The 13,741-nt window shown below is 55.0% G+C and carries 12 protein-coding genes; 6 read left to right on the top strand and 6 right to left on the bottom strand.

The window, feature by feature from the left end:
- Positions 1 to 288 precede the first annotated feature (288 nt).
- The 5 genes from H6F75_RS00380 to H6F75_RS00355 all read right to left on the bottom strand — a co-directional run bounded on the left by H6F75_RS00380 (position 289) and on the right by H6F75_RS00355 (position 5,392).
- Positions 289 to 1,797 carry a DNA-packaging protein gene (locus tag H6F75_RS00380; RefSeq protein WP_190748123.1) on the bottom strand — a complete coding sequence of 503 codons (1,509 nt, stop codon included), beginning with the start codon at positions 1,795 to 1,797 and terminating at the stop codon, positions 289 to 291.
- Positions 1,787 to 2,278 carry a hypothetical protein gene (locus H6F75_RS00375; protein ID WP_190748121.1) on the bottom strand — a complete coding sequence of 164 codons (492 nt, stop codon included), beginning with the start codon at positions 2,276 to 2,278 and terminating at the stop codon, positions 1,787 to 1,789. Before H6F75_RS00375 ends, H6F75_RS00380 begins: the two co-directional genes overlap by 11 nt.
- 7 nt (positions 2,279 to 2,285) lie before the next feature.
- A complete protein-coding gene (locus tag H6F75_RS00370; protein WP_190748120.1) occupies positions 2,286 to 2,480 on the bottom strand; it encodes a hypothetical protein in 195 nt (64 codons plus the stop codon).
- A gap of 350 nt (positions 2,481 to 2,830) precedes the next feature.
- Positions 2,831 to 4,060, bottom strand: coding sequence for a radical SAM protein (locus H6F75_RS00365; RefSeq protein WP_190748118.1), 1,230 nt, complete (start codon positions 4,058 to 4,060; stop codon positions 2,831 to 2,833).
- A gap of 687 nt (positions 4,061 to 4,747) precedes the next feature.
- Positions 4,748 to 5,392 carry a hypothetical protein gene (locus tag H6F75_RS00355; protein ID WP_190748114.1) on the bottom strand — a complete coding sequence of 215 codons (645 nt, stop codon included), beginning with the start codon at positions 5,390 to 5,392 and terminating at the stop codon, positions 4,748 to 4,750.
- Positions 5,393 to 5,426: 34 nt separating this feature from the next.
- Between H6F75_RS00355 and H6F75_RS00350 the strand changes: the two genes are divergently transcribed.
- Entirely contained in the window at positions 5,427 to 5,858 is a 432-nt protein-coding gene (locus tag H6F75_RS00350) for a hypothetical protein (RefSeq protein WP_190748112.1), read from the top strand.
- Between the two features lie 270 nt (positions 5,859 to 6,128).
- On the opposite strand, the gene H6F75_RS00345 is transcribed toward H6F75_RS00350, so the two are convergent.
- Entirely contained in the window at positions 6,129 to 6,845 is a 717-nt protein-coding gene (locus H6F75_RS00345) for a hypothetical protein (RefSeq protein ID WP_190748110.1), read from the bottom strand.
- Between the two features lie 193 nt (positions 6,846 to 7,038).
- Here H6F75_RS00345 and H6F75_RS00340 point away from each other — a divergent pair, with 193 nt between their 5' ends.
- From H6F75_RS00340 to H6F75_RS00320, 5 genes are all read left to right on the top strand, one after another.
- Positions 7,039 to 7,251 (top strand): hypothetical protein, encoded by a 213-nt coding sequence (locus tag H6F75_RS00340; protein WP_190748108.1) that lies wholly within the window; start codon positions 7,039 to 7,041, stop codon positions 7,249 to 7,251.
- A 93-nt stretch (positions 7,252 to 7,344) separates the two neighbouring features.
- Positions 7,345 to 8,586 carry a DUF5895 domain-containing protein gene (locus H6F75_RS00335; protein WP_190748106.1) on the top strand — a complete coding sequence of 414 codons (1,242 nt, stop codon included), beginning with the start codon at positions 7,345 to 7,347 and terminating at the stop codon, positions 8,584 to 8,586.
- A 180-nt stretch (positions 8,587 to 8,766) separates the two neighbouring features.
- Entirely contained in the window at positions 8,767 to 10,536 is a 1,770-nt protein-coding gene (locus H6F75_RS00330) for an ATP-dependent RecD-like DNA helicase (protein WP_190748104.1), read from the top strand.
- 33 nt (positions 10,537 to 10,569) lie between these two features.
- Complete coding sequence (locus H6F75_RS00325) at positions 10,570 to 11,424, top strand: hypothetical protein (RefSeq protein ID WP_190748103.1); 855 nt, start codon at positions 10,570 to 10,572, stop codon at positions 11,422 to 11,424.
- A 2-nt stretch (positions 11,425 to 11,426) separates the two neighbouring features.
- Positions 11,427 to 13,631: a hypothetical protein gene (locus H6F75_RS00320; protein WP_190748101.1), complete on the top strand. Its 2,205-nt coding sequence runs from the start codon at positions 11,427 to 11,429 to the stop codon at positions 13,629 to 13,631.
- Positions 13,632 to 13,741: the final 110 nt, after the last annotated feature.

Genomic DNA, 13,741 nt, shown 5'->3' with positions numbered 1-13,741 from the left:
CTTTGTCTCTAGGGTGCAGTGCGATCGCATCACCGGGTGCAGGGGGTGCGAGGGGTGCAGGGCAAAAAAGCTCAAAAAAAGTGTGTGATCGCATTCCATTTTTTGGAGTGCGATCACACGAAAAAAATCACATTTCGACCCCTGCACTCCCCGCACCCCCTGCACCCTTGCTCGGTTGGGCGGTGCGTGGGGGCGCAATAAAAAAGGCTCAAAGCCTTGGTGTAGAAAGCTTTAAGCCCTTTTTCTGTAACAGTTAAAGGTTAAATAGTATTGATATATAGGGAACCCCTAAAAAGTACTAGCGTAGGGGTGCGGCGTGGCGATCGGTGCCGTGGCGATCTGCTGAGGGGCATTGCCCATCAGGTAGATACAGACCCACACCAAGGCGTCCAAGCGGTTGGGCGAGGGCATCCCCGGCTGCCAGGTGCACATCTCGCGCTCTAGCTCAGGGAAGTGGCCCACATGGTGCACACGCCCTTCCTCGTAGGCCTGATGCACTGGCTCGGCGCGCACTAGCTTGCCCCGCGAGGCCGACACCTCCACGACGGCTACCCGCTGATCGGCATTGTGGAACAGCGTCTTGACCATATCGCCGCCATAGTTGCGCTCAGCGACGATCGCATTGGCCTGCATGCGGTGGTATCGGCTGATGCCTTGCTGCACCCATTGGTTCGTAGTGCCCGCCATCGAGTCGTCGGACATAATGTAGATGTGTCCTGCATCATCTCGGCCAGCGGTGACTAGCCCTGCCTCAGTGCCCAGGCTGCCGCTGGGGTCAACGCCGATCGCAATTAGCGTGAGGCGCGGTGGTGCAGATTCAACGCGGTAAGGGTCGATATCGCGATCGCGGTTCCAGAGTCCACCATCAGGCGCATCCTCGTGCTGCGACTCCGATAGGAATACCTGTAAGCCCCATTCATTGATCTGCTTCTCTGCGACCTCTAGGCTTTGCCCCTGGGGCCAGGTCGCAGTGCCGTCGATAATGCGATAGCGTGGGCCGTCGCCTGTTGTGATGCGCTCGACTTCGAGATCGCGCACGGCAGGTTCCTGAGTGACCGTAGCCCCTAGGAGAATCTCGGCACGACCGTCGGCGACCTGGGCGATCGCGCTGTCTTTGTGGATGCGGTTTTGGATAAATAGCACCGTAGCGTCGGCACTGCCAGCGGCGAACACGGCAGAAGTGACGGTCTTTAGCTTTTTGGTGACCGCCTGCGGGCTATCGTGGGTTTCGTCGATGTCGTCGAGGATGATTAAGTCAGGGCGGAACTCTCCCAGGCGCGCCCCCCGCACCCGGCTGTTGAGGCCTACGCCCACGACGCCGAACCCATTGATTGTTTGTAGCTTCTGGGCCGTCCAGTTCACCGACGCGCTGTAGGCATTGACCGCGCGAGGAATGCCCATCTGCTCCAGCAGAGCCGCGATCGCCTGTACGTGCAGGTCCGCCTGATCCTGCGTGCCACAGACATACAGCGCAAACCTGCGGGTGAGGGTGCAGGCGAGGTAGGCACAAGCCATCTCTGCGATCGTACTTTTGGCACCGCCCCGGCCCCATATCTCGACGCGAGGTTTGGCAGGTTGCCCTGGCTGTAGTGAGGCCAGCCATTCCCATACGGCATTGTGGCGATCGCCTGTGGGAATGAGGGAGGACTTTGGCAGCGATCGAGCGAGGAATGCGGCGGGGTGTTCCCCTGGCTCTGGGGTGAGGCAGTCAGGCAATGGGCGGCTGCGATCGGTGTTGCCCTGACGACGTCTGCGCTCTAGTTCTGCGGCGGCCCTGAGCCGTAGGCTATACGTCACCCTTGAGTATCCTTTCGAGTGCTTTATCGCTAAGGCCTGATAGGTCGATCTCTTGGTGCTGTGTGGCGAGGCCAGCGGCCATGCGGCGGGTGTCTAGGCCTATGCGCAACAGGGTAGCTATGTCGCGGGCGGGCATCTTTTTAATGAGTTCGGGGTTCTCTTCAAATTGCTTTAGCCACTTGCCTGCAACGCCTTCCAATGCTCGCCCGATTTTGTCGTGCTGAGTCACCATGGCGGCGATATCTACCAGCTGATTGACTTTTTCAGCAGCTGCGATCGCGGCAGGGTCACTAGATACCACAGTATGTTTGCGCAACCTAAACTCGTCGCGCTGCTTTGTCCACGACTCAAGCGCAGAACGCTTTTTAAGGGTTATTAGGGCTGGTGCATTAGGTATCCTAGACAACGCTTCATGCGTCACCGAGTCATCCCCTGTGACGTATTTATGCCGCCAGTAACTCCAGTCGATGCGAGCTGCCATCTATGCCCTAACTACCTAGCCCAATAAAGCGATTGCGACCGCCAAGCCTGCTGGCCTGCGATCCGGCTACTGCGATCCGGCGCTGGGCCAACTCTGCGCGATCGATCCGTCTTACTGGCGTCAAAGTTCTTTGCCTTGTCGGAGCATTTCCGCTGCCGCCGAATTTGCCGCCAGCCTTCGATCGCACCGCAGATGAAGCCATTTCATGAACCCTTAAAGATGCTGTTGACAGTTGAATAGGTGCCCAAAACGTTAACGTCTACGACGAGTTACATAGCCACCGCTAGCCGCCACTGCTGTCGCCGCTTTTGTTGGCCCAGAAGCCCCACGGTATGACCTGCTGCGTTCTGCAATCATCGTGGCATTACGGCTTAGATTCACAAAGCCGCCGCTAAGATCGCGACGATTATTGATACTTTCTCGAATCGCAGCCTTTCGACTATTTTTGTCAGCAGATGAAACACTGACCTTTCTTGTTCCTCCACCAGTCCCGCCGCCGCCACTGCCTCCAAACTTTCTCCCAACCTTCGATCGCACCGCAGATGAAGCCATTTATAAATCCTCTACAACAGTTGTCAGTTCCGTGGACGATTCGCCGCCCATCCATACAAGGATTGGTTGCCCGGCTTCATCGACCCACGTTTCACCTTGAGGTGTTACGGCATAACGAAAACCTAGGGTACTGCCGGGGCTGAACGGTATGCGGGTATCTCCAAATGATAATCCAAGCAAGTCGGCATAGGTCATTTTGTGATCCCATTTCCGCCCAGACTCCTGAGCCAGTGCCTTACACAGGCTATAGTTCTGGCTACAGATATAGTGCCCAAGTTGCATGATGCCTTCGGGTAGTTCGCCCTCCCAGAATGCTAAGTAATCCGAGAATGTAATGGTGTCACCTGTTTTAAGCTCGTCATGGCACCAATTTATAAACTCTTGCTGCGTGGGGAATGTCTTTTCGTAACAGGCGAAGAACACGTCCCAGTAGTTCGATCGCCGACACTGCCCGTCTACAAATGGCTCTAGGCCAATCTCCTGCGCCCATTCCGCCATCTGATCAGCGTAGTGATAATCGACTAGCTCGACTTTCTTTTTAGAACATCGCTTGATCAGCTCAGGCCCGATCGCATCCTTGCCTCGCGGTGGCATATTGCGCAGTTGGTTGGTGTTGAAGTGCAGCTCCTGGCACCACACGCCCCAGACGCCTGCATCGTAGAGCCGTTGCAGGAAGGCGCGATCGTCGTTGAACCACTCGGGCACGCAGGGGTTAATGCCGACGCAGACGAAGTGGCCACGGCTGATGAGTAGATCGATTAGCTCAAAGCGCTCGTCAATGCTGGGGGCACCAGGTGCGATCTGCTTGGCCAATTCGTTTTGATCAGTTTCGATCGTGATGTACCATACCGTGGGGGCTTTGAGTATGTCGAGCGTTTCGTTAATGCCTCGCCCCCCTTTGGTTTGGAACGATAACGGTAGGCCCAGCTCGCACATCATCTCAAGCACCGGCAGAGATTGACGGTAGTTAGATGCGGCGAATGGGTCTACCCGGTTGCTAACGAGGGTTGGGTAACCCTGCTGCAATAGTTTTGCCTCTAGAGTGCTGCGGCTGCGATAGTTTTGCAGCAGGTTGACCGTAGCCCCAATGTCAGACCGTCGGTTGGGCTTGGAGAGGTTCGCAAAACAATAGTGGCAGTTGTGGCTGCACCAGTTAAAACTCAACTCTAGCGGCACCGGAGACGCAAAAAAGCCGCCATAGAATGGCACAAACGTATCACCATTTTGCATCAAATCTCGCTCCACATAAGTTCCAAAGCGCGGTCATATCTCGCATCCACTAGTTATCTGGAATCCCCAAATCTTTCAGTCGTCGTTCAAGCGACCTCAACCGCGTTTGAGCCGCAGCGAAGCCCCTCGCAGTGCCCCCAGCGTCGGGGTGAGCTTTGGCTACAATCTGGCGGCGCGATCGATTAAATTCGGCTTTTGTCTTAGGTACTGCACCGACTCCAGCTACACGAGAGATGGATCTAGCCTCATGAAATATCTTGAGATGATCAGTGAGTAACGCATTTGTTCTCTTCCCTGCTTCCTCGTTGCGTTGCCGACTCCAAGAACGTTTTGGTTCTAGTGACTGAGCAGGGAAATCACTTTTCATGATTGACTTAAGGACAGCAGTGCGCGTTGCTTCTACGCCGTTCTTTGATGCATACGCCTTAACGAATCCGTCAACATCAGCATCCGAAGGCCTAATGCTAGCAAATCGATTTTCTGTAAAGGATGAATTATCTGCTGTGTTTTTGCCGTCCTTACCACTATTTTGGGCACTTCTAGTTGCGCCGCCTCCGCCTGCGCCAAACCTTGTTCCCAATTTTTGCCGCACCGCGCCAGAGGCCATTCGCTATACCTTACGGTTTGCTCAATTCTATCCAAGATATAGCGTTCCAAGCCCGGAATTCAATTGATGTATCTGCCAGCCTAGATCTCACCTCGCATAAGTTTCAAAAATGCTGTCTTATCCGACTGCGTGCCGGCGACTTCCTTCATCACCTGCCACTCTTTCAACTCCGACGAGGACAGCACGATCGCCAGAGGTGTGCCGCCCTCCCCAATCGACGGGGTCTCTTTGTCCGGGTCATCGGTGAAGCGGCTGGTAGTGGTGTCTAGCTCATCGATCAGATCGGCTAGCACTTCCTCAGCAAACCAATCGCCTAAATCAACATCCTGCGAGATGTCATCGAGGTTGACTGACTCCCAAGAAAGGTTCTTTTCGGCCACACGATTCGCTAAAATCCCTGCCTTTACTGCCCTAGGGTCTTGAGCGTTGGGAATATCCACCCGCCGTATGTAGATAGGCTTTGTGCCATCGGAGTCATATACCACCGCATCCTCGGGCAATACCTTAGACACCACCTCTTGGCGAGCGCTGCCGTCAAACACCTCACCATCAGCGGCAACACTGATCGCGCCAAACCAGCCAACCTCTTCGATCGATGACTCAAGCATCGCCATACCTTCATCGGTGTGCCCGTTGGCATTCCGGGCCTGGGTGCGAAAATCTTTGCTTTTGGCGGGCTTCATGTTGGCCATGGGGCGATCGCAACTACCCCGAAATGCTAACATTCCTAGAGTGATACGATACAACCGCCCCAATGTAATGTCTCGCAAAATTGCCGCACCGCCGACATGCCATCCTGATCGCCCCTACCATGCCAAAGGTCTGTGCAGCAAATGCTATAAATCGCAGTGGGGTAAGGGCAAACGGCGGGCACCTTCCCCTACCAATGCCACATGCCACCCCGATCGCCCTCACTATGCCAAAGGCTTGTGCAGCCAGTGCTACGACGCGCAATGGGCCAAGGCCAAGGGCAAAGCACCCAGAGACCGCTATCGAGCCAAGCTGCGGCTGCTCTGCCAGGTTGCCGGCACCAACCCCCGCCGCACGACCTTGGCTGATCTACTGAGTAATCAGGAACACTTGCGGCAATTAAACGTCGCGCATAAAGCAGGTGACCCTAAGATGGCGCAGGCGTGGCCAATGCTTAGCATTCCGCAGAAATCCGCGATAAACTACGGCAAAGTTTTATAAATCTGGTGAATCTGCCATCCAGCCTTATCCGTACTGAGTATGGTGAGCTATTAGTTTTTTTACGTGCGACCGTCACTATGCCCCCTCTTCACACTGATTTCAGCGATCACGTTTTAGAGCTGTGGTTGCAGGCTCAGCCCCCTGGCCTGCAACGTCACATCCAGATGGAATCAACGCCTACACTAAAAGGCCAGGTGTTGACCCTCAGTTTTGAGAATCAGCACCTGGCCAATGTAGTGCGCGATCGCGCTTTCGAAATAGTAAGTCCGCCTAGCCTGCCGGATTTACGGGTTGAACTGGCAGTAGTGCCGACTCAATGCACCCACCCCAGTCAACTAGGGTCTCAACCGTCATCCCCGTGAAGTCGGCGGCGGCCCGACATTCTTCGCAGTTCATTAAATGCCCTTCCAATATTGCAGCGGCGCGATCGGGCTCAACGCCTAGTTTGATCGCTAGCCCCTCCACGTCGAGCTTAGTCAGCTGCATTTTGCCCAGCAATAGCGACGTAACGGTGTTGGGCTCAGGCTGCGGTGCGGGCGGTTCTTCCGCGTCGTGCGATCGCTCCTGCTGCACCAACTCCCCCAGGCGGCCAACTGACCTCGCTGCGAGTTCTACCAATTCGTCTGCCTTGAGCAGCTCGTAAGGCACCGCATCAACGCCGTGCCATACGGGGTACTGAGCAGTGGGGATATCATCGCTTTTCTTTATATCGCCCTCAAGCCATTCACGGGCAAGCCGCCTTGCCTCGTCATGGTTGGCGCTGAAATTTTTTAGAAGTCCGATCCGCGTCAGGGTGCGATCGTCAACCGGCTCAAATATTTCTTCTCGCCGCCACCGCGAGATCATTCCAGATGCAATCCCTTTGAGGCCATGACGTTCCAGGCGAGTCGCAGTTTCACGGGCAAAGGCGTTTAACCCTTGACATCGATCAACGCCCTCGTCGGCCCACTGCTTCAACCTCGCTACATATTCCCGATCTACTGCCATACGACACCCAAGATGGAACCGAACCCTCCTAAAATATCAGGCTTTTTATCGTATCGCACGAATTTTAATGAGTATTCTTGCCGCAATCAGCCAAATTAAGGTCGATACACTATTGACTCGATCGCGGAATAGAGGCTAATATCTACGTATTGAAGATTTGCAGTGATTTTTGATTTACACAGGAGGTTGAGTTGTGGCAAGGGCGTATTCAGAGCACCGCCAAAAGGTCGAAAGCATTCTAGCTGAGGCTGATAAAGCTGGACTGCTGCGCTATATCTCCCCGGCCGAGCTGCTTCAGGATGTGAAAGCAATGCCTGGTGGCGAGTGCGTGGGGCATCACAACGTTTCTTACTGGACACGACAATTCAAAAAGCAGTGTATTTCTTCGCAGACTAGCGCGGCGTAATTTTGCGCCCATAGTGTTCCGCGATCGATATAGTGGGCAGACCTGGAACCCACTCAAAAAGCTAGGTAGTACACTTCGTTTGGAAATTCTCTAATGTTTAACTTCGGTTCTTTGGCAGTTCAAGACGACGATCTCTTTGACCAGTTTCAGGACGATCTAGAAGAGTCGGGTTCATTACCCTACGTTCAGATCATCAACGCTGGCGGCAAGAATGCCAAGCTACTAGACAAAAATCCTTTAGGGTTCGGGATTGCGATCAGCGCCGACAATGCCCAAGCGGTAGGCTTTCGTCCCGACGTTAACTGGACCGAGGGCGAGGACATCCCCATTCACCCTCAGTCAACTGCAACGATCGAGCATGGCTGGGTTGCCCAAAAGATCAACTTGGTTGTGCTGCACTCTAGCCAAATTGAGGTGCAAGAGAAGGTTAACGATCGCTGGCGTTTTCTCGGCGTGGCCTGGGAGAGCAATAGCCGTACCAAGTGGGGGCAGTTGTTTGAGGATAGTAAAGACGACAAAGACTGCCCCTATCGCCAAGTTAAGCGGTTTTTGCTGATGTTTCTGGGCGAAGATGGCCAACCTTTGCACGATCGCCCGTTGCAGCTGACGGCCAAGGGTGCGTTCCGGGTGTCGCTGAACAGTGAAGTGCAGGCGTTTCAAAAAGAGTTAGGGGCAGCTTACCGCGAAGCTTCACGGGTTGCTGGGAAGAAAGCCTCAGGCGCTGCATTCAGCAAAAGCGCTGCGGCGTACATCGCCATGCCAATGACCGTTGGTTATCACATCCCCAAGGATGCCGATAAATCAGCATTCACCTGTATTGTTGCCCGCCATCAGCCTGTGAATGGGGCCGACAAAACTGGCAAGACGGCCACGCTGGATCAGAACGATCGCAAGGTGCAGGTGACGGGTGGCCGCTGGTCAGATTACATGATCCCTAAGACCAGTGAACTAGGCCAAGTCATTCGCGACCTGTTCTTAGAGTTTGAGGCATTCCCTGCTCCTAACCGAGGCATGGGTGCTGCTGACTCTGACACGCTGCCCAATGGCGACGTGGCCTACAACGGCGCAGGCTTCATCGATGCTGCCACGCTGAACCTGAACACAGACGGCAGCGCGACGGCCCTGTTCATGACCGAGAAAGGCAGCGTTCCCCTGATTATCCCCGCCGAGCACATCGGCGCGATCGACCATACCAACCTGAAGGTGCAGGGCGTCATCCCCACTGATGGTGGCCCTGTGACGGTAACAGCATGGGAAGGCGAATCAGTAGCGCAGGCGGTGGCTGTTGAGCCCGTTGCTGAGCAACAGTCGCTAGTTGCTGCGGGCGACTGGTAATCAAAGGGTAAACACAAAAATGGGGCGGTGGATAAGTCCGCCCCATTTATTCAGTCAGGAATAGTCATCAGGCACAACGCTTACTCAGAAACTCAGGAAACGATGCCAAGCAAAATAATGCTTACAAAAGATTATACACATATCGCCCAAACAACGGTAGACGATCAGCACAACCGTATCGTGGTTGCATTGAACACCGCGATCACCCAGGGTTGGATCGACTGGCATCCGTGGGGCGAGGAACAAATCGGGCGGATTAATTCTAATGAAGAGATCCAGGCCATGATCGAGCTACACCCCCACCGCGCCAAGCTAAAGAAGCTGGGCATCACCTACCCCATCAAAGCCGAATACCAAGACCGGCTACAGGTGGAGGTGCAGGGGCGCGATCGCTGGACGGTGCGCAACCTGACGAAGCGCAGTGAGTACACCGTGACCCGCCACGGGCTGCGGCTGAATTGCGAATGCGACACCTTTGGCAATGGGTTCTGCAAGCACCGCGATCAGGTTGAGTCGTGGATTGATGCTAATGAGGTAGCACCTGTGACTGACGAGCCCAAGGAGTTTCCCAAGGAAACGATCGCGCTTTGGCACCACGTCAACCAGGTGCTACCAGTAGAGACAGGGTCGCTAGCCAGCCCCGGCATTGACCGCGGCTTTACATTCCCCGCCGATTTCACCCCCAGCGACGAGCAGCGCGCCGCCCTACAGGCCCTAGGCGATTGGTACTACAGCGAAGACCCATTATTCAGGCTCACCGGTTACGCTGGCACGGGCAAGACCACCACGATTCAAGCCTTTGTCCGCCACCTCAGGGCGATGCCCATTCCCCCAAAGCTTGCAGTTTCAGCGCCTTTCAACAAGGCAAAGAAGGTGCAGGAGCGCATGATGGCGAAGTGGGGTTTAACGGGCATCCCCGCTTTCACCTGCGCTCAGTTGTTCGGTGTACGTGGCAAGGAAGTTGCAGGCGAGGAGGTGTTCGAGCGCGACCTCGACGCCTACCAGCACTATCAGGACTATCGCATCATCATCATCGACGAGGTCAGCACGATCAGCGAGAACCTATGGGAGTTCCTGCTAGACGCGATCCACGATGGCGGGTTGTTCGGTTCTCGGTTCGTGTTGATGGGCGATGCCGCGCAGCTGCCCCCCGTAGGTGAAGCGGAGTCAATGGCATTCCGTCACCCCTGCCCCAGTGCCGAGCTTACCCAAGTGCAGCGGTACGACGGCCCGATCGCAGTGCTCGCTGACCAGGTGCGACAAACTCTAGACGCACCTGCCTACCCTGAGATCATCCACGAGGTGGGAGAGGGAAATAAGGGCATTTACGTCAGCACCGAAAAGGAGTGGATGGGCACGATCGCGGCGGCATTCACCTCGCAGGCGTACCTTGACGATCCAGACACCTGCCGCATTCTGGCCTACACCAACGCCAGAGTAAACATGCTCAACGTGGCGGTGCGCAATGCCCTGGGCTACCGCGAGCCATGGGTGGTGGGCGAGCGCATCATCGCCTTAGCGCCTTACATGCCGGGTGGCAGTGGTCAACCAATTATGAATACTTCGGATGAAGCCACCGTCACGGGTTTGTTTGAGGGTAGTGTATCGGGATGGGAATGCTACTACCTCAGGCTTGATACGGGTGAGACGGTGCCTGTGCCCAAGAACTCTGCCAAGTATCAGGCTGAACTGGCTGCCCGCCATAAGGCCAAAGACTGGAGCAAGTATTGGGCACTGAAGCGCCTCTTTGCCCAGATCGCCTACAGCTATGCCCTCACGGCCCACCGCAGCCAGGGCAGCACGTTTAAGTACGTGTTCGTTGATGTGCAGAACCTGAAGCGGTGCAAAGCCCGCAACCGACTGCACAACGGCGGCACCGTTTACGAACGAAACCAACTGTTCTACGTGGCGCTGACCCGTGCCTCTCACCGCCTTTTCATTTTTCAGTAAACAGTAAACCTTAGCGCTACAGGATTTTGACTCATGGTTGCTACGTTCACCGCAGTTGCATCCACAACCAAGCTCGCCGATGCCCATTACAACCATTTACTTGATGAAGGCTTTACGCCAGAGCAAATTGCCATCTGTGAGGGATGGGGCGTTAGATCCCTCTCTCCCTCCGAATCAAAGCTGATGAAGCTTGGCAATCACTCAGGGCTTTACTTTCCGTTCTCTCAAGGCTACGGCCAAATACGCCTCGACAAACCTGTAGACGAAAACGGCCAAACCAAAAAGTACCTCGGCCCATGGGGCACCGCCACCGCCGCATGGGTTCGCCCCAATGTCAGGCTGAGCGATTGTGAAGTCGGCACCGAGGGCTGGAAAGATGCGGCAATGCCGACACTGTTAGGAGTGACCACTGCGGCATTTGTCGGCGTTGATTCTATCCCTTACTCAGTGCCTCGCGACTGCAAAATGACAATCGTTTTTGACTCTGACGGGTGGAGGAAACACACTGTCATGACCGCATTGATCAGTGCCGCAATCTGGACTCAAGGATCGATCGCACTATTCCCTACGATGCCCGATTACCCAACGGGTGGGGCCTGTGAATTTTTCAAGATCCACGGCGATCGCACTGATGTTTCAAAGGTCGCTGCATACCGTCAGGTGTTGAAGAGTGCCATGAGCCCCAGCGAATTTTTAGAAGCATGGCTAGACAAGGTTAATGGGTTTGACCTCGCCGGAATGTTCGGCGGCAAAAGTCATGAACAGAACTATGCCGACTCAATCAAGGCCGCCTACGAGTCGGTGCACAAGCTCAACCAGGCCAATGCTTGGGTGAAGGTTATGCAGGCCAAGGTCGATGCTCACCGCAAACAATATGGGTTGGTTTAGCTATGCCAGAAGCAGCATTCACGTCAAACCGTTGGAAAGTCAGCGACGCAGGGCTTGAAGGGATTCTGGAATCCATCACTCGTAAAGCAAAGGGCTTGCCCAAACATAGGCTGGCCAAGATTGAGACGATGGCCAAGGTCAGCGTCGATCAAAAGATCGCCGAGTTTGAGAAAGACCAGCAACAGGAAGATATCGCCGCCAAAAGCTACGCATGCCAGGCAGGCAGCACAGCAGAAGTTGAGTTGTTTCGCCTGTGCTTTGAGCAAAAGCAGGTGCAGGTGCTGAAGTCGCACTTCAGGGAATACGACCCCAGCTTGGGCTATTGGAGACGGATTGACGATGACGAAATTAGGCATTCGATCATCCAAGAAGCTGAGAAAGCCTACTGGGTGGACGGCAAAGGCAAGCGCAAAGGCACCTTGGCCCATATCAAGAACGTCAATAACGCCATGGCATGGGCGGCGGGCAAGCTCTACAAAAAAACTGACACCACTTTTAACCGCGATCTGCTCGCATTCCAAAACGGCACCGTATCGACCAAGACCGGCAAGCTGAGCCCCCACGACCCCGGCAACCTGCTAACGGCCTCAGTGCCCCACAACTACATCGAAGGGGCCGAATGCCCTGAGCCGATGCGCCGCTACATCGAATCGAGTTTCGATGGCGACTATAACTACATCCGCGCCTGCATTGCGCTAATGCTAGACATGACCGCGCCCCACCGGTTTTTGCATTTGCAAGGGTCGAGCGGTTCAGGCAAAGGCTTATTTATTCGCTTGATTCAAAGCATTTTCAGCAGTGAGTCAACGCAAGCGGCCAACAGCTTTTCCATTTTCAAAGACCCCGACAAGGTGCGCCAATTCATTAGTGGTCGCCGGGTTGTTGCTATCTCAGACATTAACGAATTTATAGATAGTGGATTGGCCACATTCTACGACTCGGTTGAATGCAGCCCTGTAGCCGCCCGCAACCTGCACAGCAGTAAAGCCGACAACGAGGTGAACTACACCCGTTACATCGTGGCCAGCGCCAAAGGGCTGCTGATGGCTTCGAGTTCAAGCGGTGGATTCGAGCGCCGAGTGGTGCCAGTGCTTACGCAGCCAATCCCAAATGAGCAGCGATCGGAGCAATTCGAGAACGAACTCATGGAGTCGGTGCCCGATGTGGTGTCCTGGGCGCTGTCGATGGATAGGGAACTGCGCGACAAAATCCTGAAAAACCCCAAACGCTACAACGAACGTGCCGCTCAATATTTCAACGACATTGCCGCCAGCACCAGTAGCGTGTGGGCTTTTGCCAACGAATGCTTAGAACCCGCCGACATTCACGGGCCACGGCAGCCAGTGCAGGTGGGTTGGCTCTACAGCTGCTACAAGGCCTACTGCGCAGCGGCCAACGTCAGGGCTCATGCTCTGAACAATTGGAAAGCTGAGATGAAAAGCATATTGACCCAGAACATAGTCGATCGTCGCCACATCGGAGGTGAGATGGTGCCGATCGAATGGGTGTGGATCAATATCCGTCACGGGCTTTTTGAGAGCAATAGCGGCATTCCTGAGTGCATCGTTTCCAAGCTGGGCGAAGGTGGCGTTGAGTTGTTCAGGGCCTGGGCCACCCAGTATGGTCACCTATACCCCTACGACGCACGGACATTGCCAGAGCAATTGGCGCAACTTGAGGCGGCTGTCCAGGGCGTGCAGGACGTACAAGACCAAAAAGCCGAGGAATTTTCAAACAAAGAAAATGAAGGCGATCAACAAAAAGAAGAATTGAATCGTGACTATTTAGGTGCCGTACCTCCTGCACGCCCTGAATCAACGGCTGAAACCCTAACAAATGGGGGCCAAGAGTCCTTAGTAGCAGTCGATCGATCGCGCTCCGTGCAGGACCAAGGTGCTGAACCGGTACTGAACCGCCCTGCACCACCAGACCAGGGATGCCGCGATGCCACCGGCGCTGTGACCCATGCGTGGATTACCCCAGGGAAGCCCGATTGGTGGCAGGAGTTCGAGCAGCGATTGATCGAGGCGACCACCTTTGATCAGTTGCAGCATGCGAAGTCGAAGACCTCAGCGAGCAGGCGATCGCAGGTGATGAACGGCTGGGAGAGTGATGGCCGATATACCTGGCTCAAAGCCAAGGCAGAGCGATTGCAGCGTGAGGCGGCGGGGCAGACCCAAGGCGCGATCGGGGAGGTGACGGCGTGAGTATTCCTAAAGCCTCATCCACTCTTGCCATCTTGAACAGGATGCGCACCCTTAACGGACTGCCCTCGTATGAATCGCATGAAGACGCCATTGCCGACGCAGAGCGCAGA

The sequence above is a fragment of the Nodosilinea sp. FACHB-131 genome, from assembly GCF_014695395.1.
Classification (GTDB): domain Bacteria; phylum Cyanobacteriota; class Cyanobacteriia; order Phormidesmidales; family Phormidesmidaceae; genus Nodosilinea.
The sequence above is the reverse complement of the archived record's forward strand: the minus strand, read 5'-3'. Positions and strand labels throughout refer to the sequence as shown.